Raw genomic sequence first — 24,283 nt, forward strand, 5'->3', positions numbered from 1 at the left:
CGCCAAACGCCATTCCACCAGTGCTCCGAGATGCAGGAGTGCCCCGCGCATGAACGCCTCCACCATAATCTCCAAGGTCTGGGGCTTCTGCACCACACTGCGTGACGACGGCGTGGGCTATGGGGATTATCTGGAGCAGCTCACCTATCTGATCTTCCTGAAGATGGCGGCGGAGTATGCCGGGCCGCCGTACAAGCGCGATGTCGGTATCCCGGACCGCTACAACTGGCAGAGCCTCAAGGCCCGGCGCGGTGCCGAGTTGGAGGCGCACTACATCGATCTGTTGCGCGAGCTGGGCACACGGCCCGGGATGCTGGGCAAGATCTTCACCAAGGCGCAGAACAAGATCCAGGATCCGGCCAAGCTCTCACGTCTGATCGCGATGGTGGACGAGGAGCAATGGGTCGTGATGGGTGCCGATGTCAAAGGCGACATCTACGAAGGGCTGCTGGAGAGGAACGCCGAGGACACCAAGTCGGGCGCCGGCCAGTATTTCACGCCGCGCGCCCTGATCCGCGCCATGGTGGAATGCGTGCGACCGGAACCGGGCAAGACGATTGCGGATCCGGCCTGCGGGACCGGCGGATTCTTTCTCGCCGCTTACGATTTCATCACCCACTCGGGGAATTACCACCTCGACAAGGCACAGAAGGCATTCCTGAAGCATGAGACCTTCCACGGTCACGAGATCGTCGCCAATACGCGGCGGCTGTGCCTGATGAATCTCTTTCTGCACAACATCGGCGAGATCGACGGCGAAGGGATGATCTCATCGCAGGACGCGCTGGTGGCCGCCAGCACGCGAAGCTATGACTACGTGCTCGCCAATCCACCCTTCGGAAAAAAGAGCTCGATGAGTTTCACCAACGAGGACGGAGAGGCAGACACCGAGGAGCTGACCTACAACCGTCAGGACTTCTGGGCGACGACCTCCAACAAACAGCTCAACTTCGTGCAGCATATCCGCACCATGCTGAAGACCACGGGGCGCGCGGCCGTGGTGGTGCCCGACAACGTGCTCTTCGAGGGCGGAGCCGGCGAGACCATCCGCAAACAGCTGCTGAAGACCACTGACCTGCACACCATCCTGCGTCTGCCGACCGGAGTCTTCTATGCCCAAGGCGTCAAGGCCAATGTGATCTTCTTCGACAACCGTGTCGCGAGCCCCGACCCCTGGACGCGGGAAGTCTGGTACTACGACTACCGCACCAACGTGCACCACACCCTGAAGAAGAAGCCGATGCGGTTCGAGGATCTGGCCGACTTCGTCGCCTGCTACAACCCGTCGAATCGCCACAAGCGCAAGCCGACTTGGGATGCCGACACCAACCCCGAAGGGCGCTGGCGGCGTTTCGGCTACGAGGAGCTGGTCGCGCGGGACAAGACCAGCCTGGATGTCTTTTGGCTGAAGGACAAGACGCTTACGGATCTCGACAACCTGCCCGAGCCGGACGATCTGGCGGCGGAGATCATCGAGAACCTGGAAGCCGGTTTGAATAGCTTTCGGGAGGTTCTCGCCGGACTCGGAAAACCCTGATTAAGCTGCCTATGAATGGCGGATTTTTGTGGATCATTAACCGCGATTCGGTTGGCCGACTCGGGTACTCGCTTCAGCATTCGCTCAAGGGTGACCCGAATTCGGTCGGCGTTCTTAAGGCGTCGGCAACGTCCGATCGAGCCATTTCAGGGGACATCGCATGAAGGTTGCCGGTTTGTTCAGCGGCATCGGCGGGTTGGAGCTGCCCTTTCGGGCGCGGGGGGCACACACCGCACTGCTCTGCGACTCCTGGGACGCCTCGCGCAGTGTCCTCGCGGCGCGTTTTCCGGAGGTGCCGCTGATCGAGGATGTCCGCACACTCGATGCGCTGCCCCGAGGTGTCGACGTCGTCACCGCCGGCTTCCCCTGCACTGATCTCTCACAAGCCGGGCGAACTGCGGGCATCAAGGGCGAGGCATCCGGACTCGTTGCCCACGTCTTCCGATTGCTTCGGCATCACGACGTCGAGTGGTTGGTCCTCGAGAACGTCAGGAATATGCTCGTCCTTGATCGCGGCCGCGCCATGTCGTATCTGGTCTCTGAGCTTGAGCAGCTCGGCTTTCGCTGGGCCTATCGCTTGGTCGACTCGCGGTTTACGGGTGTGCCGCAAAGGCGCCACCGGGTCATCTTGATGCACGCCGTCGCGTCGAATCGATACCAAACGGATTCACCATGCGGTGGACTGACCTCGAGCCTGAGCCGGGTCTCCTTTTCGCACTGGAGATTGAAAGACCTTGTAGAGGACATCATCGGCCAAGCAATCTCGCGGGACCGGATCGGCTGGGCTCACCTCGAAGCGGATTGAGGCTGCTCAGCCGGATGCCCCTACTCCGGCGAAATCGTTTCGCTGGACGGAGTCGCGTCGGCCTGAGCATCATTGCTGCTCACGCAGGTGAAGCGCAAGAGCGCCACCCCGGGATAGTCGACTTGCAGTCGACATCTTCACGGCTTATTAACACGAAGCCCTCCAGCAGTCGTCGAGTTGCCCTCGATACGACCGCCTAAGGTCGCGCTTAATCGGATCCGGGGTGACGCCGCGATGGTGGAAGATGTCGACTGCAAGTCGACTATCCCAGGAGTGTCGCGGGCATGAGCAGTGAAGATGTCGACTGCTGAGTCAACTATCCGGGGGTGGATTCGACTCTGCAGCGGCTGGACTCAGGGAGACCGTGACGTGGATGCGACCGGACCATCTCGATCCGTTTCTTCGGGTCAGCCATCGACACCGACGGATGCGCGTTGGCGTTCGAGGACTTTTCTACCGCACTTCGATGTTCCGGGGCTGGTCCAGCACATCACCTTTCATCTGGCCGATTCGCTGCCCAAAGAGGCGCTTCGACGGATGCAGACGGAGGTCGATCTGATGCCTGAGTCTGTTCGGGCGGTCGCTCGCCGGCAACGGATCCAGGAGTTATTGGACCAGGGGATCGGCAGTTGTGTGCTGCGCCATCCCGAGTGTGCCGAGATCGTGCAGGCGTCGTTGTTGTTCGGTGACGGGGAACGCTATCGGTTGTGTGCCTGGGTGGTGATGCCGAATCACGTTCATGTCTTGATCGAGCAGGTCGCCGGCTGGCCGTTGTGGAAGGTGGTGAAGGCTTGGAAGCGACATAGCTCGCGGCAGATTCATCGGCTTGGGTTCGGGATAGGAGAGTCGCATCGTACCGGCGAAGAAGTCGACTGCAAGTCGACCACCCCAGGCGGGTCTGCGCTTTGGCAGAGGGATTATTGGGATCGATATATTCGGAACGACCGGCATTTCGTAGCGGCCAAGCAGTATGTCGAAGCGAATCCCGTGGCCGCGGGTTTGGTGGGGTCGGCCGAAGAATGGCCCTGGGGAAGTGCGTGGTTTAATCGACTCTCTCGGGAACCGCCCTCATCGCCAAATGGATCGAAACCTTGAGTCAGAGCCGGCAAGCCGCCCGGGATCGTCGACTTGCAGTCGACTGCTTCCTCCGACTGGGTCTGGGTCTGGGTCTGGGTCTCGTCTGTGGATGCGACTCGCTGCGGCCTTGGAGGCGTTGCGAGCTGCGCAATGATCGAAGTGTGTCGCGGTCAAGAGCGTTGAAGAGGTCGACTGCAAGTCGACGATCCCGGGGTGTCGCCGTCATCAGCGGCGAAGAGGTCGACTGCAAGTCGACGATCCCGGGGTGCCGCCGTCATCAGCGGCGAAGAGGTCGACTGCAAGTCGACGATCCCGGGGTGTCGCCGTCATCAGCGGCGAAGAGGTCGACTGCAAGTCGACGATCCCAGACCGGTGAGCGGGGATTCGAGCGTTCATTTGCGGTCCTTATCCGGACACCGAATTTTCAAAACAACGGCTTAGGATCAACGCCTTCAGGTCCGCAATGCTTGTGCAACCATTGAGGGTCACCGCATCCAAGCAGACCTTCGGCCCTTGGTCCGTCATGCGAAACACTGCCGGGAGAGTCGCCGAGAGGCCCGGTTCGCGACGGAGGAGTTCGTCTCGGTGCAGAAACTCGTACTCCGCGTCGATGGATGAGACGAAGTCTCGCCACTCGGCCTTTTCGGTCAGAAGGCCGTAGGTGATCGCGCAGAGCCGGCAGGCGTAGGTCTGGGGCGAGAAGAGTTTGTGCCCGATGTCGGCCATGGTATTGAAGAGTCCGCTGTCAGCGTTGTAGACGAACAGCAGTCGCACGGGGCTTGTCTCAGGCATGGGGCTTCTCCTGTACCGGAAGCATGAGGAGTTGCAGGGGCGTCTGCCACTGCGGACCCTCGAAATAGCCGATTCCGAAGCGGATCCGGTGAAGGTCGTCGCGCAGCCGGAAGCTCCCGAGGAACCGGTCCCAGAAGGAGAAGATGGTCCCGTAATTGGAATTGGTCTCGGCGGTGATCTCCGAATGATGGACCCGATGCATCGACGGCGGCACCACGAGGATGCGCAGGCGCCGATCCCAAGCCTCGGGCACGCGGATGTTGCTGTGATGCAGGACTATGACCATGACCATCAGGAATTTGTAGAGGATCAAGGTCGCGAGACCGAGTCCAAGCACGAGGATCACGGCGGTGTTGAGCAGGGTCGAAAGGGCAATCTCGCCGGGGTGAAAACGAAACGCGGTCGTGGAATCCATCCGCGGGTCGGTGTGATGGACACGGTGGAGGCGCCACAGCAGCGGGATCTCATGATTCGCGCGGTGCCAGAGATACATCCAGCCGTCGAACAACAGGAGTCCCGCAACCACGGCGATCGCAGCCGGCATGTCGATGGCGTTCAGAAGACCCCAGCCGCGCGTCTTCGCCAGCTCGATCGACATGAGGATCAGGGGCGCCATCAAGGCGCCGACCAGACCCGCCATGAGCGCGAGACCGATGTTCCGAGCCGCGTGAGACCAGCGTCCGGATGCCTGATCGTAAAAGGGAATCACGCCTTCCAGTGCGAACAGCGTCGTCAGCACCGCGAGACCCGCCCACTGGTCGATGCTCATCGGCGACCTCGTTCGTAGATCTCGGCGAGCCGCGTCGGGGCTGCGCCGAGCAGGTAGCGCATAATGAGCCCCGCATTCATCAGCTGCTGGCCGACCACGCCGTTACGACGAAAGCGCACGGCGGAGGTCGTCACTACGCCCGGAAGTTTCAGGACACGCGCACGGCGTCGGGCGCAACGCAGCAGCTCGACATCTTCGAACAAGGGCCAATCCGGAAATCCACCGAGCCTGTCGAACAGGCCACGGCGGATCAGGATTCCCTGGTCTCCGAAGCTGGTGAGGAGCGAATCGAACCGCGAAAACCACCCATAGACGCCGAGCAGCCAATGGACATCGTCGAAGCGCAGACGAAAGCAGGCCAGCTCTGCATCGTCGGCTTCGAAGGCGGTCTGCGTCAGCGCGGCGGCCTGCCGGGGCAGGATGCTGTCATCATGCAGGAAGAGCAGAAGCTCGCCCGCGGCCGCGCGGGCACCGGCGTTGCATTGCGGGCCTCGACCTGCGGTTGCATAGAGGATCTGCGTCGCACCTTCGATCGGGCCTGGCGGCCTTGGCGGCTCGACGGGCCGAACTGGATTCGCACCTGAGCAGGCAACGACAACGATGATCTCGGCGTCCGGGAACGCGCATCGACAGGCATGGAGGCAGGGCGTGAGATGAGGGCCGACGCGCCTGGTCGGGATAATGATCGAGAGGCTTGGCATGAGATGGACTGCGGCGGCGCACCTGTCGCGAACATGGTAGGGATCTGGCCCGCCCGACGCCGAATTCAACCCGTGGGATCGTCAAGGAAACCCGAGCAGCTTATGGGTCTGGATGCTCAGACGCCAATGCGGCCTGGTTTGGCAATAGGCGATCGCTTGGCGCGTATGCTCTTGAAGGTGCGGGCCGTCCATGGGCTGTAGGAAGAAATGCTCGAACGCGAGGTGCTCGAGATCCTCGGGCGAGAGGCCGGGCTGGGGGAAGATGAGCTTGAGCTCCTGGCCGCTCTGCTGGAGAAGATCGGCACCGGCCTTCGGGCTGACGCAGACCCAGTCGACGCCGTCCGGGACAGACCCTGTGCCGTTGGTCTCGAGGGCGATCTCGAAGCCCCGCGCATGCAGCGCCTCGATCAAGGCCACGTCGAGCTGAAGCAGCGGCTCGCCTCCGGTCAGCACCACGAAGGGCCGACCGCCCGCACCGGCGTGCTCCGACCAGGTCGCGCGGATTCGATCGGCGAGGGTCTCGGGATCTCCGAACAGTCCCCCGCCTTCACCGTCGGTCCCGCGAAAATCGGTATCGCAAAATCGACAGACCGCCTTCGCCCGATCTTGCTCGCGCCCGGACCAGAGGTTGCACCCGGCGAAGCGGCAAAACACCGCCGCTCGGCCGGCCTGCGCGCCCTCGCCCTGCAGCGTGTAAAAGATCTCTTTGACGCTGTAGCTCATAGCGGAAGTGCAGGCCCCGACGCGCCCCAGCAGAGAACGGCGCCGCAGCCCGGGGTTTCATGCAGGTCGATGCGATCCAATTGCGGCAGGGCGGCGGCGACCTCTTCGCGAATCCAGAGAAGCAGGTTGGCCGGATCGGCCTGACGCAGGCGGGGCAGCGCGTCGAGCCGATGATGGTCGAGCCGGTCGTAGACCGACTTGAACTGTCGTTTCACGTCGCCGTAGTCGATCGTCCAGCCGAGCACCTCGTCCAGCGGTGCGGTCAGGTGTAGCCGCATCAGATAGCTGTGACCGTGCAGACGGCGACGCCGATCGCCCTTGGGTGCCTGCATGAGCGCCAGCGCGCTCTCGAAGCGCTGCTCTTTCCAGATCCGATAATGCACACCGTCGTAGTGACAACCGGCGGTGGCCGTCTCGTAGACCGTCACGACGGACAACTGAGGAAAGACCGGTCGCAGTCGGTCCCAGATCCAACGCGCCAGCATCTCGCTGGTCGGGTTCTCCAGACCGGGGATGTCGTTGAGGCAGACGTGATCGAGTTCGGTCGACAGGGGCGCCCAGATGGCCTCGAGGCGATCGAAGTCGATGCCCATGTCGTTTCCGGCGAGATCCTGATTGGCGTGCAGGATCACCTCGAACCCGTGGCCGTGCATGCGCCCGCACTGGTGGCCCTCGGGGACATTCGGCAAGCGGTGGGCGGCCTCGAAACGAAAGCGGCGCCAGACATGCGCCTGCTCGCGGCCGTCCAGATCGACACCCTGATCGCGGGTGCTCTGGACACCGACCGACACGACACCCGGAACGCCGAGTTGGGCACGCACCCAGCGGGCGAGATTCTCGTCGGTCGGTATGGGAAGGTGCTCGTTGAGGTCGCTGTAATCGAGCGGCCCGATCGCATCCGCGAGCGCACGAACCAGCGCGTCCGTCTCCCCGCCGGGAAACGGCGCCCAAGCGATCGGAAGCTCCGCGCGCACCTTGGCGACGAAGCCGTGCCCGTGCAGACGGCGCGAGCGGTGTCCGGCAGGCAGGATGGAGACGCGCCGCGCGGCCTCGAAAGGGACGGCGGCGACGTGAAACAGCTGTTCACTCATGGGACGGGTAGACCGAAACGTAGGCTGAGTGGATCCGGGTAACCTGCATCCGCGAAGCCCTTGGCGCGAAGTAAGCAAGAATCACAGAGACCACAGGGACGGCCGTCCGTTCCGGGATCGTAGCAACTGCTGGTGAGGCCGTAATCGACACCGAGCGACAGACCTCGGGCAATGATCTCGGCCTTGGTCATCTGCATCAGAGGGGCGTGGATCTTGAGACTTTGGCGCCCTTCGACCCCGGCCGCAGTCGCTAGATTGGCCATCTGCTCGAACGCCTCGATGAAGGCGGGTCGACAGTCGGGATAGCCGGAGTAATCCTGCACGTTCACGCCGATGAAGATGTCCTCGGACCCGAGTGTTTCCGCCCAGGCGAGCGCGAAAGACAGAAAGACAGTGTTGCGTGCCGGGACATAGGTGACCGGAATCCCCTCCCCGATGGCCCCGGCTGAACGCCCTTTGGGCACCGGGATGTCTGCCGTCAGCGCCGACCCGCCGAAACGCCGCAGGTCGATTTCGACGACCGCATGCTCCACGACCCCCAGCGCATCTGCCACGCGGGCGGCGGACTCGAGTTCAACGCCGTGGCGCTGACCATACCGGAACGACAAGGCATGGACAGCGAATCCTTCGGATGTCGCGATGGCCGATGCGGTTGCGGAGTCCAGCCCACCGCTCAAAAGGACGACTGCCGGTTTCATTGCCTTGGAGCGCCGAAAGAGATGAAAAGACGCGCGGATCCGGACCGCAGGGATCGCTCGACGCTCAGCTGAGGTTGTCCGTCGGCTGGATGAGCGAGCGGATTCTCGCCAGTGCGGTGTCGCCGACATCGGAGAACTCGATCCCGAGCAGCCAGCGTTCCTCGGCGGTACTCGGTGCGACCCACACCACCGAGCCGACGGCCTGGATCCCTTCCGAGATCTCGGGTGTCTCCATCTCCACCAGCAGCCGAGAGCGCACGGCAAACATGCGGTCGGCCCACACTTGGAGTCCGCCCTCGCTGATGTTGCGCCCGAGCACCTGGTGCATCCCCGGCGCGCTGCCGCCCGCATCGGACCCCAGTTGCATCAGACGGGCGTGATACCCCCAGGACACTCGCTCGTAGCTCCGTCGATCCGCATCCGCTTCGCTGATCGCCATAGATACCTCAAACCGTCTGATTGATCGAAACGCCGGATAGGGGGAATCCCAGGCCGGTCATCCTGGAACCGATCCGAGCTGCCGAACCCGAATCCTATAAACACAGCAACGGGGTAAGAATAGCGCTCGTCTCGTGGGCTGTCGACCAAGCGTGCCGGCGGGAAGCATCAAGAGCTGCCATGCGCCGGTCCCCAAGCACGCTTGTCGCGTGGTGAGATCGACGCCCCAAACGGCGACGTGGATGCGCGAAACTTCGTTCGCTCCGGCCGGGGCGTCCGAAGGAGAGGCTCCATGCGGATTTGCGCCCATGTGGGCGAGTTCGGCGATCGCACATCCGATCTAGGGGGGTTAACAGGCGAGGTGTAGCGGATCGTCGATGCAGCGGTGCACGCGACGAGGGGAAGGAGGCATCGGTGTCGTCATGCTCGGCGGCAAGAGGCCGTCGAGCATGACGCGATTCGAGATCGCGGCGGTCTGAATTGGCCGCGAATTCGATCCACGCATGGACGAATCCGCGCCGAGTCAGTTAGATCAGGCCCAACCGAAGCCCATCTGGAACACGACCGCATGGAGAACCAGGGCAATGATCAACAAGAGAAAGAAGATCGGCATCAGCCATGTCGCGGGATTGAGAACCAGCCACACCTTCCAATCGTCTTCCGGGTTCTTCGGCTTTGCAATCTGGACGTCACTCATAATCTTGATCTCGTCGAAGTCGAATTAGAACCAGGGATTGGCAGCGATCACGAAGAGGTGAACCAATGCGGCGATCCCGACGTATGCGGTGTAGGTCACCTTAAACTGCTCATGAAACTCTTTTGCTTGTTGGTCGGTAAGACCGGACAGAGACTGTGCCATGATTTATTTCCTTTGATGGGTTTTCATCGACCACCACGCGCCAGACCGACGCGGGGCAAGCGAAGAGGCTTAGGCTGCCTCGGGAACCACGATGACTTCGACCGGAACCGGCACGACGGCTGGTGCGCCTTCTTCGACCGGAGCTTCTTCGGCAGCAGGTGCGGCTTCGACCGGAGCGGCCTCGGCGGCAGGTGCGGCTTCGACCGGAGCAGCCTCGGCGGCAGGCGCGGCTTCGACCGGAGCGGCCTCGGCGGCAGGCGCGGCTTCGACCGGAGCGGCCTCGGCAGCAGGCGCGGCTTCGACCGGAGCGGCTTCAGCAGCGGGCTCAGCGGCTTCGACCGGAGCGGCCTCGGCGGCAGGCTCAGCGGCTTCGACCGGAGCGGCCTCGGCAGCAGGCGCAGCTTCGACCGGAGCTTCCTCGGCGGCAGGTGCGGCTTCAGCTGGGGCTTCCTCGACGACGGGAGCCTCGGCAACCGGCACGACAGCAGCGGGCTCGACGGCCTTGCCGGATTCCCATGCGTTACCCGGCAGGGAGAAGGCGTACAGATGCACACCCAGCGCGATCACGAGAAGGGCAGCCAGCATCGGAACCAACCAAACGGCCGGGTTGATGACCAGCCAGATCCGGTAATCCCGTTGACTCGGGCTGTAGTTGAGAACGTTACGGAAAGCGTCTTGAAGCATGAAAATGACCTCCTCGATTTAGAACCAGGGGTTGCTCGCAATGACGAACAGATGCACGAGTGCTGCGATCCCGACATACGCCGTGTAGGTGACCTTGAACTGCTCGTGAAATTCTTTTGCTTGCTCCGGGGTGAGCCCGGACAGGCTCTTTTCCTGCGGCTGCTGCTGCGCGACGACAGGCTTGGCCTGTCCGCGAGCTTTGCCGCCGGTCGGTGTTGAGGCGGGAGATTGCTGCCCAGCCATTGAATTGGCCTCCATACGGGTTGTGCCGAGGTCGCCGCCCAGAATCTGTGCGACGGGGGTAGATTTGGCGAGCACCGACGCGGGAGCGAGCCGCTCGGCGCGATGCATCCAAATACCACGGGATCTACATGTCATCCCAAGTGTCATATTAGCTTGACGCTTGGCAATGTCAACAAGATTTGACACATCAGCGGTAGGGACATGGTGATTCTCCTGCCTCCTGCCTCCGGCCTCCTGCTTCCTGCTTCCTGCCTTCAGCCTCTAGCTCTCAGCTCTCAGCTCTCAGCTCTCAGCTCTCAGCTCTCAGCTCTCAGCTCTCAGCTCTCAGCTCTCAGCTCTCGGCTTTCGGCCTCCGGGCCGAGGTCGGGAATCGAGTCTCGCTGCTCGTTTCAGTTTTCGGCGCGCAACGTCAACGGGCGTCCCGATGAGTTCTTAGGCGATTTTCGTGAATAGTCATCCCGACTCCGCATGCCGGGAAGACCTGTCGGGACAGGGGCGAATTAGTTCGCCCCGCCGGAATTCGCCGCTCAGGGGTTTGCGATGGTCTACTTGGTCATCAGCTCCCCCAAAGCATCACAGCGCCTGCCCTCAAGGGAATCTCCCGAAATCCACAACCCAAAGCTGACCGCCCGAGGCAGGAGGCTGAAGGCTGAAGGCTGAAGGCTGGAGGCTAGCCGCCGAAAGCTACCCCACCAACCCCGCCGCGATCTGCCGAATCCGCTCGACCATGGCGACCAGACCATTGCGGCGCGTCATGCTGAGGTGCTCGTCGAGACCGAGACGGCTGAAGAAGGCTTGCGCATCGAAGGCGAGGATGGCGTCGGCCGGTTGACCGGAGTAGAGCTGCTGCAGGAGGGCAATGAGGCCGCGGACGATGTTGGCGTCGCTGTCGGCGAGGAACTCGACGACGTCGGGCGAGCCGGGACGCACGCGGGCCGAGAGGTGGACACGACTCTGGCAGCCGGGGACGAAGGTCTCCGGGGTCTTCAAGGCATCCGGCATGGGCGTCAGGCGCTCGCCGAGATCCATGATCTGTTGGTGGCGCATCGGCCAATCGGGTAGAAGCTCGAAGATCTCAGCGATCTCCTCCGCCGCCGACTCTGGCGATTCGGCCGCGGCTGTCGGATAGAGGATCTCTTCAGCCGACCTGTCGTTCGACGACGTCCTGGCGGACGTCTCGCGAGCACCCGAGACGATCTCGGCGAGCGCATCGGCGAGCCGCTCGACCTCGGCTTCGGTGTTGTAGACACCGAAGGAGGCGCGCGCGGTCGAGGCGATGCCCAGCCGGTCCATCAGCGGCTGGCAGCAATGGTGGCCGGTGCGGATGCAGATGCCGCGCAGATCGAGCTGCATGCCGATATCCAGCGTGCCGATCGGCGGATCGACCATGACCCAGGAGACCACGGCGGCCTTGTGCGGTGCGGTGCCCTTGATCTCGAGACCGGGGATCGCCGAGAGCCGCTCGGTGGCCAGCCGCAGGAGACGCTGCTCGTGCGTGCCGATCCGCTCGAACCCGACACCTTCGATCCACTCGATGGCCGCAGCCAGACCGACCGCGCCCGCGATATGGGGCGTGCCGGCCTCGAATCGATTCGGAATCTGCGCGTAGGTCGTCTTCTCGAAGGTGACCTGCTCGATCATGTCGCCGCCGCCCTGGTAGGGCGGCATCGCCTCGAGCAGGCTGCGTTTCCCGTAGAGCACGCCCATGCCGGTCGGGCCGTAGAGCTTGTGTCCGGAGAAGGCGTAGAAGTCGGCATCCAGCGCCTGAACATCGGTTGCACCGTGGGCGACCCACTGGGCGCCGTCGATCAGGGCCAGCGCCCCGGCGGCATGGGCCTCGTCGATGATCGTCTTGACCGGATTGACGGTGCCCAGCGCGTTGGAGACGTGGTTGACCGCGACCAGCCGGGTGCGCGAAGAGAGCAGGCGACGATAAGCATCCATGTCGAACTCGCCGGCATCGTCGATCGGGATGACCCGGATGCGCGCACCCGTGGCCTCGCAGACCATCTGCCAGGGCACGATGTTGGAGTGATGCTCCAAGCGGGAGAGGATGATCTCGTCGCCGGGCTGCAGGTTGGCCTGACCCCAAGAGGCGGCGACCAGATTGATGGACTCGGTCGTTCCGCGCGTAAAAATGCACTCGACCGGCTCGGCGGCGTGCAGGAAGTGCGCGACCATCTCGCGGGCGTAGTCGTGCATCCGGGTGGCGTTGCGCGAAAGCTGGTAGACGCCGCGATGGATGTTGGCATGGTATTGCTGGTGATAGTCGCTGACCGCCTGGATGACCTGAAGCGGCTGCTGCGTGCTCGCGGCATTGTCCAGGTAGGCCAACGGCTGGTCGTGCACGCGCGTGGCGAGGATCGGAAATTGCGCGCGCAGGGCCGCCAGATCCAGGGGCACGGAGGGTGCGGGGGACGGTGAAAGTCGCGGGGTCATCTCGATTCAGTGCACTCGGATGTGGCCATAAATGTCCAGGTACTGGCGCGCCGGTCGGCCCCATGAGCGGTCGACACGCATCCCGTTGATCTGGAGCTGGCGAAAATACTCGGGGTGGTTCCGCCACAGGTCGATCGCACGCTCCATGGCGGCGGCCAGGGCGGACTCGGTCAGGTCGTCGAAGAGATAGCCGTTGCGCTCCTCGAAGGGACGATCCGAGTAGTTGGCGTCGAAGACGGTATCGGCGAGCCCGCCGACACGCCGCGCGATCGGAACCACGCCGTATTTCATCGCGATCATCTGGGTCAACCCGCAGGGCTCGTAGATGCTCGGGATGAGGATCATGTCCGCGCCTGCATAGATGAGATGGGACAACTCCTCGTCATACGCAAGGACCAGACGGCAATCCGCATGCCCTTCGGTGTCCTCCTGGAGACGCCGGAACTGCTCGGCGACCACCGGATCGAGTGCAGCCCCGAGGAGCGCGAGCTGACAGTCGAGCGCGCACGCGTGCGCGATGCCGAACCGCAGGAGATGCACGCCTTTCTGATAATCGAGCCGGCTCACGACGGCCACGATGGGCTTATCGTCTTGGACGAGACCCAGATAGGCGCGCAAGGCCCGGCGATTGGTCTCCTTGCCGTCGAGCCGGTCGGCATCGAAGGGCTCGGGGATGTGCCGATCGGTCGCGGGGTTCCAGAACGCATCGTCGATGCCGTTCAGCACACCGCCGAACTTGCCGTCGTGGGTCTGCAGAACGCCCTGCAGCCCCATCCCCTGCTCGGTGTTCTGGATCTCCCAGGCGTAGCGCGGCGAGACGGTGTTGACGAAGTTGGAGAAGACGATCCCGCCCTTCATGAGGTTCACCGCACGCGGATTGGCGGGATCCTGGAGACGATCGGGCGTCATGAGACGTGCCGGATCCAGGCCGACCTGCCGCAGGATGGCTTCGCCGACCACACCCTGATAGCCGAGGTTATGCAGGCTGTAGCAGACGCGGACGTCCGTCAGTCCGAGCCGCTGGTACATCTCGAACAAGAGAACGGGCACCAGCGCGGTCTGCCAATCGTGGCAATGGATGACGTCCGGGCGCCTGCCCGAGATCAGCATGAACTCCAGCACGGCCCGACAGAAGAAGGCGAAGCGATCCGCATCGTCCGCCTCGCCGTAGATGCGCCCGCGCCGGAAGAACCGATGAGGCGAGTCGGGCTCGATGAAGAAGCAGGTGATCCCGTCGACTTCGCCCGAGTCCACCCGACACTCGATCCACTGATCGAAATAGGGGACGCGCAGCTCCCGGAAAACCTCGCGGCGTCCGTCGATCCGATCGTGGCGCAGCGAATCGTACCCCGGCAAAAAGACCTCGACCTCTTGGCCGAGCGCCAGAAGCTCGCGCGAGAGACCGTGCACGACATCCCCGAGCCCACCTGCCTTCGCGATCGGCGCACACTCGGCGCTGACCATGGCGATATACATACCCGAATTCCCGATTGGCTTTTTGTTGGCGGGCACGCCGAAACCCTCGACCTGCCCACGCGCGGCGTCGCCCCGCATGCGGAGCGATCAGGATGACTCCCGGCGCCGGATTTACGCCGCCTCGTTCCCGCCGCGCGCCGCGATGTAGGCCAGCGCCTTGTCGATGCGACGCAGCGTCGCATCCTTTCCGACCAGGCGCAGGGTCTCGTCGATACCCGGCGAGGCGGCGCGACCGACGATGGCGACGCGCAAGGGCTGGGCGACCTTGCCCATGTTGGTCCCGAGCTCCTCGGCGACGCCTTCGACGACGTGCTTGAGCCCCTCGAGCGTCCAGTCCTCGTAGGCCATCAGCTCGAAGGCCGCACGCAGACGCTCCAACCCTTCGCGCGCCACCAGACGCAGATGCTTCTTGGCGGACGCCTCGTCGAAGGTCTCGAAGTCGCGATAGAAGAAGGCGCTGATCTCGGCGAGCTCGGTCAAGGTCTTCGCGCGCGCGGCCTGGACCGCGACCACCTCGACCAGATCCGGGCCGGTCGCTGGATCGATGTCGAGCGTGCCCATGTGCGGGCTGAGCAGGCGGGCGATCCGCCCCGGCTCGGCGTGATGCAGATACTGCTGGTTGAGCCAATCGAGCTTGTCGGTGTTGAAGGAGGAGGCCGCCTTGTTGACGTCTCCGATCTCGAAGAGGTGGATCATCTCCTCGACGGAGAAAAGCTCCTGATCGCCGTGCGACCACCCCAGGCGCACCAAATAATTGAGCAGTGCCTCGGGCAGATAACCCTGATCGCGGTAGGCGATGACGCTCACCGCACCGTGGCGCTTGGACAGACGTGCCCCGTCGTCGCCGAGGATCATGGGCACATGGGCGTAGCGCGGCGGCTCGTGGCCGAGCGCTCGCAGGATATTGATCTGGCGCGGCGTGTTGTTCAGATGATCGTCGCCGCGGATGACATGGGTAATGCCCATATCCGCGTCGTCCACCACCACGCTCAGGTTGTAGGTCGGCGCGCCGTCGCTGCGCCGAATGATCAGGTCGTCGAGCTCGGCATTGGCGAAGACCACCCGCCCGCGAATCATGTCGTCGACGACCACGACGCCGTCGGCGGGATTCTTGAAGCGGATGACGTGCGGCTCGTTCGGGTCGACCTCGTGGCCGCGACAATGGCCGTCGTAGCGCGGTTTGAGCCGCTGCGCCATCTGGTCCTCGCGCAGTGTCTCCAAGCGCTCCTTCGAGCAGACGCAGCGATAGGCCAACCCCTTGGCCAGCAGCTCGTCGATCACGGCGTTATAACGCTCGAAGCGCTGGGTCTGGTAGAAGGGCCCCTCGTCGTAGTCCAAGCCGAGCCAGGTCATACCCTCGAGGATGGCGTTCACGGACTCGGCCGTGGAGCGCTCAAGGTCCGTATCCTCGATCCGCAGCACGAATTGCCCGCCGTGCTTGCGCGCAAAGAGATAGCTGAAGAGCGCCGTGCGGGCGCCGCCGACGTGCAGATAACCGGTGGGGGACGGGGCGAATCGGGTACGGACGGTCATGGGCTTCCGGATCGGTTGTTTGGGACGCGTGGCGCGATTCTAACAGAGCCCCTTCGACCTGCCCGCTTGTTCGATCGGCTTCTTCCCGCACCTTGTTCAATCAAACGACCTTCGGTTATGTTCGCGCCATGAGATTCTCCGAAGCAGACGGCAGCAACGGTCAACTGATCGACGCCTACGGGAGCGACGGCATCCTGATCGGGGGGCGACGCTTTCCCCGCGGGCTGATCGTGACACCCAACCAGGTGCAAGAGGGCTGGGGTCCGGCGCACCCGGCCGATTTGACGGTCGAGCACCTGGATGCACTGATCGCGATCGAACCCGACACCCAGGTCATCGTGCTGGGGACCGGGGAGACACAGGTCTTTCCCGATCCGGCGCTTTACTTTGCAGTGATCGGGCGTGGTGTCGGCTTCGAGGTCATGGATACGGGTGCGGCATGCCGGACCTACAACATTCTAATGTCGGAAGGGCGGCGCGTTGTTGCCGGCCTGTTGCCTTGGCGCTGAACCGCGTCCGGCGTGATCAATGCTGCTTCAGTGATACTTCGCGTTCGGCTTGGCCCGCTAAACCGCGCCCAGTGCGGTATGCGATGTTTTTGGATGGGATCGGCCCCGACAGACTTGACGGCCGATGGAGCCGACGCGGTTTAAGATATTAAAAAATATATCATTCTAAACCGCGTCCCCGCTAAGGTCCGTGGATACACCAAACGCCGAGTTCACTCGAAAATTCAGCATCTCGCTCTGGACGCGGTTTAGACTTGGAGTCGACGCGGTTCAGGTTTTTTATTCAGTTTTTCGGATCCCAATCTGACCGGCCACAGGTTGGCTCGCCGCTCGCTCGATCGTCATCGCATCATCCGGAGTGCTCTATTCCATGGATCGACAGATCATTCTTTCCGTCCTCGTCGTCGCCGTCTTAGGCTTCCTAGGCGTTCTCTTCTTGATGCCTGCCTCCATCGAGGACGGCCCGGATCGCTTGCCTTGGCGCGTCTCGCAGGACGTCGCCGGGCGCACGCAGGTCTTCGGCTTCACGATCGGGGAGACCACGCTGACGGAGGTGCGCGCGTTGTTCGGCGAGGACGGCAAGGTCAACCTCTTCCAAGACCCGACGCAGGCGGAGCCCTTCGGCGTGGAAGCCTTTTTCGACCAAATCCATCTGCAGCGCCTGCGTGCGGACTTCGTGATCACGCTCGATGTCGACCAGGCCACCCTCGCGGCCATGTACGAGCGCGGCCTGCGGATCAGCCAGGTCGGCAGCGGCAGCCGCAAGATCAAGCTCGACCCGGCCGATGTGGAGATCCTGTCCTCCCGCCCGATCCGATCCATTAGCTATCTTCCGAAGGCCAGGCTGGACAACGACCTGATCGAGCAGCGCTTCGGCACACCGGAGCTGCGCCTGACCGAGCCCGAGACCGACATCGTCCATTGGCTCTACCCTGAACGCGGGATGGGTATCGGTCGCAGCCCCAACGGTACGGTGGTCATTCAGTACGTCGACCCGGACGACTTCGACCGACTCCTGAAACCCTTGCAGGGTGCCGTCCCAAGCGAGGAGACGCCGACGCCGCCGGAGACCTGAGCATGTCGAAGCACCCTCTTCTCGTCGCACTGGCCTTGGTCGGCTTCGCCGTCGCCGCATCGACGACGGCTGCCGAACTGACCAAGGTCCGTTTCGTCACCGACTGGAAGGCGCAGGCCCCGCAGGGCGGTTTCTATCAGGCCAAGGCACTCGGGCTTTATGCCAAGCAAGGGCTCGATGTCGAGATCATTCAGGGCGGCCCATCGGTGAATGTCCCGCTCTTGCTGGGCTCCAACCAGGCCGATTTCGGGATCGGCTCCAACAGCTTCATCCCGCTCAACATCGTCGCGGCCGGGATCCCGGCGACCGCCGTCGCGGCCGTCTTCCAGAAAGACCCGCAGGTCCTGATCACCCACCCGCGCGAGGACATCCGATCCATCGCCGACATGAAGGGCAAGCCCATCATGATCTCGGACGCCGGCGTCGGCAGCCATTGGATCTGGCTGAAGGCCAGGTTCGGGTTCACGGATCGGCAGATCCGCAAGTACACCTACAACCTCGCCCCCTTTCTCAACGATCCCGGTGCGATCCAACAGGGCTATGTCACAAGCGAGCCCTACGAGATCGCGAAGGCAAGCGGCATCGCGCCGCAGGTCTTTCTGCTCGCCGACGAGGATTACCCCTCTTACGGGACCCTGATCCTGGCCTCGGACAGCCGCATCCGAAGCGACCCGGACCAGGTCCGAGCCTTCGTCGCGGCCTCCATCGCCGGCTGGAAGGACTATTTGACAGGCGACCCCACGCCCGGCAACAGGCTGATCAAGGCCGACAACCCGGAGATGACGGACGATGTGCTGCTGCACGCCATCGCCGAGATGAACCGCTATCGGCTCGCCACTGCAGGCGATGCCGAGACCGCCGGGATCGGCGTCATGACAGAGGCGCGCTGGGAGGCCTTCTTCGAGACCATGTCCGCCGACGGGGTGTATCCGGCGAACCTGGATTGGCGGCGCGCCTACGCGCTCGAATTCCTCCCGCCTGCGCTCGCGCCGACACCGTGAGCTGTGCCCTCCACCTGGATCGGCTGGCGAAGACCTTCCCCAACGGCACCGCCGCACTGGGGGAGCTGAGCGCCGAGATCGAAGCCGGCGCCTTCGTCTCCCTGCTCGGCCCCTCCGGATGCGGCAAGAGCACGGTGCTGCGGCTCATCGCCGGCCTGGAGGAGCCCACACGGGGCCGTGTCGACTGGCCGCAGGCACGCGGCTCGCTCGGCTTCATCTTCCAAGAACCGACCCTCATGGCCTGGGCGAGTGCGGCCAAGAACGTCGCCTTACCGCTCGAGCTCGCCGGCATGGCCAAGAGCGAAGCGCACGAGCGGGCCTGTGCCGCACTCGACAAGGTGGGTCTCGCGGGCTTTCCCGATGCCCTGCCCCGCGAGCTCTCGGGCGGCATGCGCATGCGTGTCTCCATCGCACGCGCGCTGGTTGCCGACCCCGATGTCCTCTTGATGGACGAGCCCTTCGCGGCGCTCGACGAATTCACCCGCGGCAAGCTCAACGACGACCTGCTGCGCCTCTGGGGCGAGCGCGGATTCACCGGGATCTTCGTCACGCACTCGGTCTTCGAGGCCGTGTATCTGTCGCGACGCATCCTGATCCTCAGCGGGCGTCCGGGTCGTCTGGTCGCCGACATCGAAAACCCCGCGCCCTACCCGCGCGAGCCCGGCTACCGGACCTCCTCCGAGTTCAGTGCCACCGCGCGCGAGATCCTGGGTGCGCTGGAGGATGTCTCGACATGCTGATGCGAGGCCTGCGGATCGTCCTGCCGATCGCACTCTTCCTGGGTTTGATCCGGTTTTGGGAATGGTCTGTCCTCTATTGGGACATCAAGCCCTTTATCCTGCCGCCGCCGAGCGCCATCCTGGCGGTCTTCGAGACGGACGGGGCCTCTCTGCTCGGCTCGGCCTGGACCACCTTGGGCACGACCTTGGCGGCCTTCACTCTGGCAGTCGTCTCGGGCACGGCGCTCGCGGCGCTCTTCGCCTCCAGCCGGATCGCGGAGGCCGCACTCTCGCCCTATGCCGTGATCCTGCAGGTCACGCCGATCATCGCCATCGCCCCCTTGATCATCGTCTGGGTCGGACTCGACAACGCCTGGCTGGCCGTGCTGATCCTCGCCTGGATCGCCGCATTCTTTCCGGTCCTGGCGAGTGCAACCGCCGGACTCAAGGCGGTCGACCCCAATCTACGCGACCTCTTCAGGCTGTATCGCGCGGACTTCCGCCAGACCTTTATCCGGCTCATGGTCCCCTCCTCCCTGCCCTACCTTCTCGCCGGCATCAAGACCGCGGGCGGACTCGCACTGGTCGGTGCCGTGGTCGCCGAGTTCGCCGCTGCATCCGGCAACACCAACGGGCTCGCTTGGCGGATCCTCGAGGCCGGCAACCGGCTGCAGATCGCCAAGATGTTCGCCGCGTTGCTGCTACTCGCGGTTATGGGCGTCGCCCTTTACGCGATCCTGAGCTTCGTGGAGTGGCTGCTGCTGCATCGCTGGCACGGGGATCGGCGGCGGGGCTAAGGCGATTTCCGCGTCGCGACGCCCGTCGGCGTTACTGCCGGCCGATCCTCTGCGCAGTTGGGGGATTGCGCTCAGCCCAGCTCGAAGGTCGTCACGCCGTAGATCCGATCGATCGGGAGCGAGGGCGCAGTGCCTCGATACATTCGGGCGGTCTCGAACACGGGGGTTAGGCCATAGGCCTTCGCCAGGTCCAGCGCGGCCGGATTGGGCTCGGGCAGATCCAGGATGACCGGATCAGCGCCGGCGTAGCTGGCCAAGCGTCGGAACAGGACATCGGCGCCGGCAGGATCGTCCGCGAAGAGCGGCCCGATCTTCCATCCGGCGCGGCATTGCCTGACCGTCCCGTAACCCGTCACGCGTCCGGGGCTACCACTCGCAGCGACCGCCGGATCGACGAGGACCCAGCTTCGGCGCGTCTCATTCCGGGTCAGCCAAGGCTCCAGGAACCGAGCACGCGGGGCGGGAAAGAAAGGTCGATCATAGTCGAGCAGAACGGGGAGCATGTCCGGCTCGAACGGAACCAGGCGCGGGTCATCCGGGGCCGTCAACGCGAGCGAGCCCGAATAGCGGACGTTGCGCCACGCCAGCTCGAACCCGGAGCGGCGATAGTCGTGCTGACGTTCCGGCACCCCGTCGAGGCCGATCACCCGATCGCCGAGAAACGCCATCCCGGCCTGCCACAGCCGCAGCGCGATGCCGCGCCCGCGAAACGGCGGCGCGGCGATGTAGAGACCGATGAACCCGAAGGTCTCGCCGTAGCGCACGACCGAAAGGCTTGCGGCAGGCTCGCCGTCGGCGAACGCCATCAGAAAACCCTCCGAGTCGGTTGCTCGGAAACAGGCGGCATCCTCGAGACCCGGATTCCAACCCTCGCGTGCAGCCCATTCGATGGCGAGATCGACCTCGGCCGGCGACATGGTACGAATGCTGATCTCAGGGTCGGTCATCGCCATCCCACACGGGTTGCCAGGGTGCCGGGGCAGCGAAACCGCACCCAGCGCGGTGTGCGATGTTTTTGGATGGGATCGACCCCGACCGGATTGATGACCGCTGGAGCAAGCGCGGTTTGAGCCACTAAAAAATATTTCAATCTAAACCGCATCTCCGCTAAGGGCCGTGGGTGCACAAAACGTCGAGCTCCCTCCAAAAAATCCAGCATGTGGCTCCGGACGCGGTTTAGGTGAAGAGGGTCAAGACGCCCGTGTAGCCGTAGAGACGATCCTGCGAGATCTCGCCGTTGGCGTAGAAACCGACGATAGGGACATCGCCGAGCGCGGCTTGGATCTGCTTGAGTTCGGCCGAATCAGGACCGAAGAGGTTGACCCCGCGCCCCAGGCAGGAGACGTAGATGCCGCCTCTCGCTGGAGCGGACAGTCGGCCTTTGATGCCCTTGAGCATGCGATCGAGATCCTCGCGGGCCGTGTCGGCATCGCGCTTGCAGAACATCAGCTCGCGTCCGGGCTCCACCAGCTCGCCGATCGCGACCATGCCGTGATTGGGATCGATGCCCACCAGATTGCGGACCAAATAGTCGCCGGTATCCGAGCCCTGAATCGGCAACCCGGCGAAAATGTAGCCGCCCAGACGCGACAGATCCCGGGCCAGGATCTCGCCGATATCGCGCTTGAGCACATCGAGCGCAGGCTCGCCGTCGAGTCGCATCAGGATGTTGCGCTGGCCTTCGGTGATCACGTGATGCGGTCCGATCGGCGAGCAGCCCTGGCTGAGCCGGGTCAGGATCCCGACCCGCTCGGAGAAGAGGACACCGGACAGACCGCCGCGCGTCACCCCGTCGGCGATGGTCAAGGCGTCTGCACGCGCGCTGGCGAGACCACCGACGAGGAAACCCGCGGTCGTGCGCTGTGCGAGCTGTTGAATCAGGCTCTCGGTCAGGCCGTTGGATGGGTCGCCGTGGACGAGACTCAAATAAGGCGGGTTGCTGCGAATCCAGTCGCCGTGACGCAGATCGAAGTCGTCGAGATCCTCGACCAGGCTCGGGAAGACGCGAAAATCCTCGGCCGGAAACTCACCGAGCATGACCGCGAGCGCGGGCTCTTCGTAGTACTCGACACCGGTCGCACAGATGCCCATGCCGACACTGCCGACCCATTGCGCGATGCCCGTTGCCGCGCGAAGGCTGCGAAGAATCTCATCGAGATCCTCGGCAAGGGCATCGGTGACATAAAGAAACCCGAGCGTCGCCTCTTTCGGCACGCTCCCGATCTGCGTCAGACACCGATCGGCGGCCTGACGCCAATCGGGATCCGCGGCATGTCCGAGGCGGAATGGAGTCATCGTCATTCAGTCATCCGGGGTGGCGTGTCGAATCGCACTCTCATAGCGCTAAACCGCGTCCCCGCTAAGGGCCGTGGATGCACCAAACGTCGATATCACTCGAAAGTGAGCATCTCGCTCTGGACGCGGTTTAGACCTCGGCAAGGTCGCCCTTCTCCTGCAACCAGGCCCGTCGGTCGGATGCGCGTTTCTTGGCCAGCAACATATCGAGGAGGTTGTTGCTGTCGTCTTCGGGTTCAACCGTCAGCTGAACCAGGCGCCGGGTGTCCGGATGAATGGTCGTCTCGCGCAGCTGGCCCGGGTTCATCTCGCCGAGGCCTTTGAAACGCTGAACATTGACCTTGCCCTTGATCTTCTCGGCCTCGATGCGGTCCAGGATGCCGCGCTTCTCGCTGTCGTCCAGCGCGTAAAAAACCTGCTTGCCGACGTCGATCCGGTAGAGCGGCGGCATGGCGACAAAAACGTGCCCTTCGGCGACCAGGCGTCTGAAATGCTTCAGAAAGAGCGCACAAAGCAAGGTCGCGATGTGCGCACCGTCGGAGTCCGCGTCGGCGAGGATGCAGATCTTGCCGAAACGCAACCTGGCTAAATCGTCGCTGCCCGGGTCCACGCCGATGGCCACCGCGATATCGTGCACCTCCTGAGAGCCCAGGACCTCGGCCGGGTCGACCTCCCAGGTATTCAAGATCTTGCCGCGCAGCGGAAGGATGGCCTGGAACTCGCGATCGCGCGCCTGCTTGGCCGAGCCGCCGGCCGAGTCGCCCTCCACGAGAAAGAGCTCGCCGCGCTCCGGATCGGTCGAGGTGCAGTCGGCGAGCTTGCCCGGCAGGGCCGGCCCCTGCGTGATCTTCTTGCGGGTCACGGTGCGCCCGGCGCGCAGTCGCGCCTGGGCCGCACCGATGACCAGCTCGGCGATCCGCTCGCCCTCGGCGACATGCTGATTCAGCCAGAGGCTAAAGGCGTCCTTGACCACGCCCGAGACGAAGGCGGCGCACTCGCGCGAGGAGAGCCGCTCCTTGGTCTGCCCGGAGAACTGCGGCTCGATCAGCTTCACCGAGAGGATGTAGCTGACCCGGCCCCAGACATCCTCCGGGGCCACCTTCACACCGCGCGGCAGCAGGTTGCGAAACTCGCAGAACTCACGCACCGCCTCGGTGAGCCCGCTACGCAGCCCGTTGACGTGGGTGCCGCCCTGCACCGTCGGGATGAGGTTCACATAGCTCTCGGCGACCGCCTCGCCACCCTCGGGCAACCAGCCCAGCGCCCAGCTCGCCGCCTCGTTGATTCCTTCAAGATCGCCGACGAAGAGCTGCGACGGGAGGGTCTCGGCTCCGTTCAGCGCCTGAAGCAGGTAGTCCTTGAGACCGTCCTGATAGCACCACACCTGCTCGTCGCCGCTCGCCTCGTCGCGAAAGCGCACCTCCAGCCCGGGACAGAGGACGGCCTTGGCCTGCAGCAGATGGGTGAGCGGACGGGTGGCAATCTTGGGCGTGTCGAAATACTTGGGATCCGGCCAGAATCGCAGCCGGGTGCCCGTGTTGCCGCGTCCCACGCTTGCGAGCTGAACAAGATCACTCGCCTTCTCGCCGCCGGCGAAGGCCATGTGATGCTCGTGACCGCCACGTTTGACCCAGACGTCCAGGCGCTGCGACAGGGCATTCACCACCGACACGCCGACCCCGTGCAGCCCGCCGGAGAAGCGATAGTTGTCGCCGTTGAACTTGCCGCCCGCGTGCAGCTTGGTGAGGATGACCTCCACGCCGGGCAGGCCTTGCTCGGGGTGGATATCCACCGGCATGCCGCGCCCGTCGTCGCTCACCTCGAGCGAGCCGTCGGCGAAGAGCACCACATCGATGCGGCGGGCGTGGCCGGCGAGCGCCTCGTCGACGCTGTTGTCGATGACCTCCTGAGCCAGGTGGTTGGGACGGGTGGTTTCGGTGTACATCCCGGGGCGCTTGCGCACCGGGTCGAGGCCGCTGAGGACCTCGATGGCTGAGGCATCGTAGTGGCCGGTCATGGGGG

General features: G+C 63.9%; 25 protein-coding genes. 8 read left to right on the forward strand and 17 right to left on the reverse strand.

Annotation, left to right across the window (positions count from 1 at the left end; translation table 11 throughout):
• Positions 1 to 49 precede the first annotated feature (49 nt).
• From BDD21_RS25840 to BDD21_RS25850, 3 genes are all read left to right on the forward strand, one after another.
• Positions 50 to 1,537 carry a class I SAM-dependent DNA methyltransferase gene (locus BDD21_RS25840; RefSeq protein WP_120799606.1) on the forward strand — a complete coding sequence of 496 codons (1,488 nt, stop codon included), beginning with the start codon at positions 50 to 52 and terminating at the stop codon, positions 1,535 to 1,537.
• 160 nt (positions 1,538 to 1,697) lie between these two features.
• Complete coding sequence (locus BDD21_RS25845) at positions 1,698 to 2,342, forward strand: DNA cytosine methyltransferase (protein WP_120799607.1); 645 nt, start codon at positions 1,698 to 1,700, stop codon at positions 2,340 to 2,342.
• A gap of 558 nt (positions 2,343 to 2,900) precedes the next feature.
• Positions 2,901 to 3,437 carry an REP-associated tyrosine transposase gene (locus BDD21_RS25850; RefSeq protein WP_245969844.1) on the forward strand — a complete coding sequence of 179 codons (537 nt, stop codon included), beginning with the start codon at positions 2,901 to 2,903 and terminating at the stop codon, positions 3,435 to 3,437.
• Positions 3,438 to 3,824: 387 nt separating this feature from the next.
• On the opposite strand, the gene BDD21_RS25855 is transcribed toward BDD21_RS25850, so the two are convergent.
• The 14 genes from BDD21_RS25855 to gltX form a co-directional block, all read right to left on the reverse strand.
• A complete protein-coding gene (locus tag BDD21_RS25855) occupies positions 3,825 to 4,211 on the reverse strand; it encodes a hypothetical protein (protein ID WP_120799609.1) in 387 nt (128 codons plus the stop codon).
• Positions 4,204 to 4,980, reverse strand: coding sequence for a sterol desaturase family protein (locus tag BDD21_RS25860; RefSeq protein ID WP_120799610.1), 777 nt, complete (start codon positions 4,978 to 4,980; stop codon positions 4,204 to 4,206). The genes BDD21_RS25855 and BDD21_RS25860 overlap by 8 nt, the downstream gene beginning before the upstream one ends.
• A complete protein-coding gene (locus tag BDD21_RS25865) occupies positions 4,977 to 5,681 on the reverse strand; it encodes a glycosyltransferase (protein ID WP_120799611.1) in 705 nt (234 codons plus the stop codon). Before BDD21_RS25865 ends, BDD21_RS25860 begins: the two co-directional genes overlap by 4 nt.
• 81 nt (positions 5,682 to 5,762) lie before the next feature.
• The gene (gene queE, locus BDD21_RS25870; protein ID WP_120799612.1) at positions 5,763 to 6,404 is read right to left on the reverse strand and encodes a 7-carboxy-7-deazaguanine synthase; all 642 of its coding nucleotides are present in this window, start codon (positions 6,402 to 6,404) and stop codon (positions 5,763 to 5,765) included.
• Positions 6,401 to 7,495 (reverse strand): 6-carboxytetrahydropterin synthase, encoded by a 1,095-nt coding sequence (locus BDD21_RS25875; protein ID WP_120799613.1) that lies wholly within the window; start codon positions 7,493 to 7,495, stop codon positions 6,401 to 6,403. The genes queE and BDD21_RS25875 overlap by 4 nt, the downstream gene beginning before the upstream one ends.
• Positions 7,492 to 8,232: a 7-cyano-7-deazaguanine synthase QueC gene (gene queC, locus BDD21_RS25880; protein ID WP_281269197.1), complete on the reverse strand. Its 741-nt coding sequence runs from the start codon at positions 8,230 to 8,232 to the stop codon at positions 7,492 to 7,494. The genes BDD21_RS25875 and queC overlap by 4 nt, the downstream gene beginning before the upstream one ends.
• A 25-nt stretch (positions 8,233 to 8,257) precedes the next feature.
• Positions 8,258 to 8,632: a PilZ domain-containing protein gene (locus tag BDD21_RS25885; protein ID WP_120799615.1), complete on the reverse strand. Its 375-nt coding sequence runs from the start codon at positions 8,630 to 8,632 to the stop codon at positions 8,258 to 8,260.
• A 531-nt stretch (positions 8,633 to 9,163) separates the two neighbouring features.
• Positions 9,164 to 9,328, reverse strand: a complete 165-nt coding sequence (gene pufA / locus BDD21_RS25890; protein WP_007190880.1) for a light-harvesting antenna LH1, alpha subunit — start codon at positions 9,326 to 9,328, stop codon at positions 9,164 to 9,166.
• A 24-nt stretch (positions 9,329 to 9,352) separates the two neighbouring features.
• Positions 9,353 to 9,490 carry a light-harvesting antenna LH1, beta subunit gene (gene pufB / locus BDD21_RS25895; protein ID WP_093028681.1) on the reverse strand — a complete coding sequence of 46 codons (138 nt, stop codon included), beginning with the start codon at positions 9,488 to 9,490 and terminating at the stop codon, positions 9,353 to 9,355.
• Positions 9,491 to 9,559: 69 nt separating this feature from the next.
• Positions 9,560 to 10,174: a light-harvesting antenna LH1, alpha subunit gene (gene pufA / locus BDD21_RS25900; protein WP_120799616.1), complete on the reverse strand. Its 615-nt coding sequence runs from the start codon at positions 10,172 to 10,174 to the stop codon at positions 9,560 to 9,562.
• A gap of 18 nt (positions 10,175 to 10,192) precedes the next feature.
• Positions 10,193 to 10,318 (reverse strand): light-harvesting protein, encoded by a 126-nt coding sequence (locus BDD21_RS28955; protein WP_093191812.1) that lies wholly within the window; start codon positions 10,316 to 10,318, stop codon positions 10,193 to 10,195.
• 783 nt (positions 10,319 to 11,101) lie between these two features.
• Complete coding sequence (locus BDD21_RS25910) at positions 11,102 to 12,856, reverse strand: SufS family cysteine desulfurase (protein ID WP_120799617.1); 1,755 nt, start codon at positions 12,854 to 12,856, stop codon at positions 11,102 to 11,104.
• Positions 12,857 to 12,862: 6 nt separating this feature from the next.
• A complete protein-coding gene (locus tag BDD21_RS25915) occupies positions 12,863 to 14,332 on the reverse strand; it encodes a glycogen synthase (protein ID WP_120800131.1) in 1,470 nt (489 codons plus the stop codon).
• A 111-nt stretch (positions 14,333 to 14,443) separates the two neighbouring features.
• Positions 14,444 to 15,865: a glutamate--tRNA ligase gene (gene gltX / locus BDD21_RS25920; RefSeq protein WP_120799618.1), complete on the reverse strand. Its 1,422-nt coding sequence runs from the start codon at positions 15,863 to 15,865 to the stop codon at positions 14,444 to 14,446.
• Between the two features lie 128 nt (positions 15,866 to 15,993).
• On the opposite strand from gltX, the gene BDD21_RS25925 reads away from it, so the two are divergent.
• The 5 genes from BDD21_RS25925 to BDD21_RS25945 all read left to right on the forward strand — a co-directional run bounded on the left by BDD21_RS25925 (position 15,994) and on the right by BDD21_RS25945 (position 19,966).
• Complete coding sequence (locus BDD21_RS25925; RefSeq protein WP_120800132.1) at positions 15,994 to 16,374, forward strand: Mth938-like domain-containing protein; 381 nt, start codon at positions 15,994 to 15,996, stop codon at positions 16,372 to 16,374.
• Positions 16,375 to 16,744: 370 nt separating this feature from the next.
• A complete protein-coding gene (locus BDD21_RS25930) occupies positions 16,745 to 17,449 on the forward strand; it encodes a hypothetical protein (RefSeq protein ID WP_120799619.1) in 705 nt (234 codons plus the stop codon).
• A gap of 2 nt (positions 17,450 to 17,451) precedes the next feature.
• Positions 17,452 to 18,450, forward strand: a complete 999-nt coding sequence (locus BDD21_RS25935; protein WP_120799620.1) for an ABC transporter substrate-binding protein — start codon at positions 17,452 to 17,454, stop codon at positions 18,448 to 18,450.
• Positions 18,447 to 19,190 (forward strand): ABC transporter ATP-binding protein, encoded by a 744-nt coding sequence (locus tag BDD21_RS25940; protein WP_120799621.1) that lies wholly within the window; start codon positions 18,447 to 18,449, stop codon positions 19,188 to 19,190. Before BDD21_RS25935 ends, BDD21_RS25940 begins: the two co-directional genes overlap by 4 nt.
• Positions 19,184 to 19,966, forward strand: a complete 783-nt coding sequence (locus BDD21_RS25945; RefSeq protein ID WP_120799622.1) for an ABC transporter permease — start codon at positions 19,184 to 19,186, stop codon at positions 19,964 to 19,966. Before BDD21_RS25940 ends, BDD21_RS25945 begins: the two co-directional genes overlap by 7 nt.
• Before the next feature lie 71 nt (positions 19,967 to 20,037).
• Here the strand turns inward: BDD21_RS25945 and BDD21_RS25950 are convergent, their stop codons facing one another.
• The 3 genes from BDD21_RS25950 to parE form a co-directional block, all read right to left on the reverse strand.
• On the reverse strand, positions 20,038 to 20,913 hold the full coding sequence (locus BDD21_RS25950; protein ID WP_120800133.1) for a GNAT family N-acetyltransferase: 876 nt from the start codon (positions 20,911 to 20,913) through the stop codon (positions 20,038 to 20,040).
• A gap of 229 nt (positions 20,914 to 21,142) precedes the next feature.
• Complete coding sequence (locus BDD21_RS25955; RefSeq protein WP_245969846.1) at positions 21,143 to 22,267, reverse strand: FIST signal transduction protein; 1,125 nt, start codon at positions 22,265 to 22,267, stop codon at positions 21,143 to 21,145.
• A 124-nt stretch (positions 22,268 to 22,391) separates the two neighbouring features.
• The gene (gene parE / locus BDD21_RS25960; RefSeq protein WP_120799623.1) at positions 22,392 to 24,278 is read right to left on the reverse strand and encodes a DNA topoisomerase IV subunit B; all 1,887 of its coding nucleotides are present in this window, start codon (positions 24,276 to 24,278) and stop codon (positions 22,392 to 22,394) included.
• Positions 24,279 to 24,283 lie beyond the last annotated feature (5 nt).

This window comes from Thiocapsa rosea, from assembly GCF_003634315.1.
GTDB lineage: Bacteria > Pseudomonadota > Gammaproteobacteria > Chromatiales > Chromatiaceae > Thiocapsa > Thiocapsa rosea.

Coding starts and splice junctions, on each gene's coding strand:
- BDD21_RS25945 (WP_120799622.1), top strand. CDS start 19,184: ATGCTGATGCGAGGCCTGCGGATCGTCCTGCCGATCGCACTCTTCCTG.
- BDD21_RS25885 (WP_120799615.1), bottom strand. CDS start 8,632: ATGGCGATCAGCGAAGCGGATGCGGATCGACGGAGCTACGAGCGAGTG.
- BDD21_RS25860 (WP_120799610.1), bottom strand. CDS start 4,980: ATGAGCATCGACCAGTGGGCGGGTCTCGCGGTGCTGACGACGCTGTTC.
- BDD21_RS25930 (WP_120799619.1), top strand. CDS start 16,745: ATGGATCGACAGATCATTCTTTCCGTCCTCGTCGTCGCCGTCTTAGGC.
- BDD21_RS25865 (WP_120799611.1), bottom strand. CDS start 5,681: ATGCCAAGCCTCTCGATCATTATCCCGACCAGGCGCGTCGGCCCTCAT.
- BDD21_RS25925 (WP_120800132.1), top strand. CDS start 15,994: ATGAGATTCTCCGAAGCAGACGGCAGCAACGGTCAACTGATCGACGCC.
- BDD21_RS25955 (WP_245969846.1), bottom strand. CDS start 22,267: ATGACGATGACTCCATTCCGCCTCGGACATGCCGCGGATCCCGATTGG.
- BDD21_RS25935 (WP_120799620.1), top strand. CDS start 17,452: ATGTCGAAGCACCCTCTTCTCGTCGCACTGGCCTTGGTCGGCTTCGCC.
- BDD21_RS25875 (WP_120799613.1), bottom strand. CDS start 7,495: ATGAGTGAACAGCTGTTTCACGTCGCCGCCGTCCCTTTCGAGGCCGCG.
- pufA (WP_120799616.1), bottom strand. CDS start 10,174: ATGCTTCAAGACGCTTTCCGTAACGTTCTCAACTACAGCCCGAGTCAA.
- parE (WP_120799623.1), bottom strand. CDS start 24,278: ATGACCGGCCACTACGATGCCTCAGCCATCGAGGTCCTCAGCGGCCTC.
- pufA (WP_007190880.1), bottom strand. CDS start 9,328: ATGAGTGACGTCCAGATTGCAAAGCCGAAGAACCCGGAAGACGATTGG.
- BDD21_RS25845 (WP_120799607.1), top strand. CDS start 1,698: ATGAAGGTTGCCGGTTTGTTCAGCGGCATCGGCGGGTTGGAGCTGCCC.
- BDD21_RS25855 (WP_120799609.1), bottom strand. CDS start 4,211: ATGCCTGAGACAAGCCCCGTGCGACTGCTGTTCGTCTACAACGCTGAC.
- BDD21_RS25910 (WP_120799617.1), bottom strand. CDS start 12,856: ATGACCCCGCGACTTTCACCGTCCCCCGCACCCTCCGTGCCCCTGGAT.
- pufB (WP_093028681.1), bottom strand. CDS start 9,490: ATGGCACAGTCTCTGTCCGGTCTTACCGACCAACAAGCAAAAGAGTTT.
- BDD21_RS25850 (WP_245969844.1), top strand. CDS start 2,901: ATGCCTGAGTCTGTTCGGGCGGTCGCTCGCCGGCAACGGATCCAGGAG.
- BDD21_RS25950 (WP_120800133.1), bottom strand. CDS start 20,913: ATGACCGACCCTGAGATCAGCATTCGTACCATGTCGCCGGCCGAGGTC.
- BDD21_RS25840 (WP_120799606.1), top strand. CDS start 50: ATGAACGCCTCCACCATAATCTCCAAGGTCTGGGGCTTCTGCACCACA.
- gltX (WP_120799618.1), bottom strand. CDS start 15,865: ATGACCGTCCGTACCCGATTCGCCCCGTCCCCCACCGGTTATCTGCAC.
- BDD21_RS25915 (WP_120800131.1), bottom strand. CDS start 14,332: ATGTATATCGCCATGGTCAGCGCCGAGTGTGCGCCGATCGCGAAGGCA.
- queE (WP_120799612.1), bottom strand. CDS start 6,404: ATGAGCTACAGCGTCAAAGAGATCTTTTACACGCTGCAGGGCGAGGGC.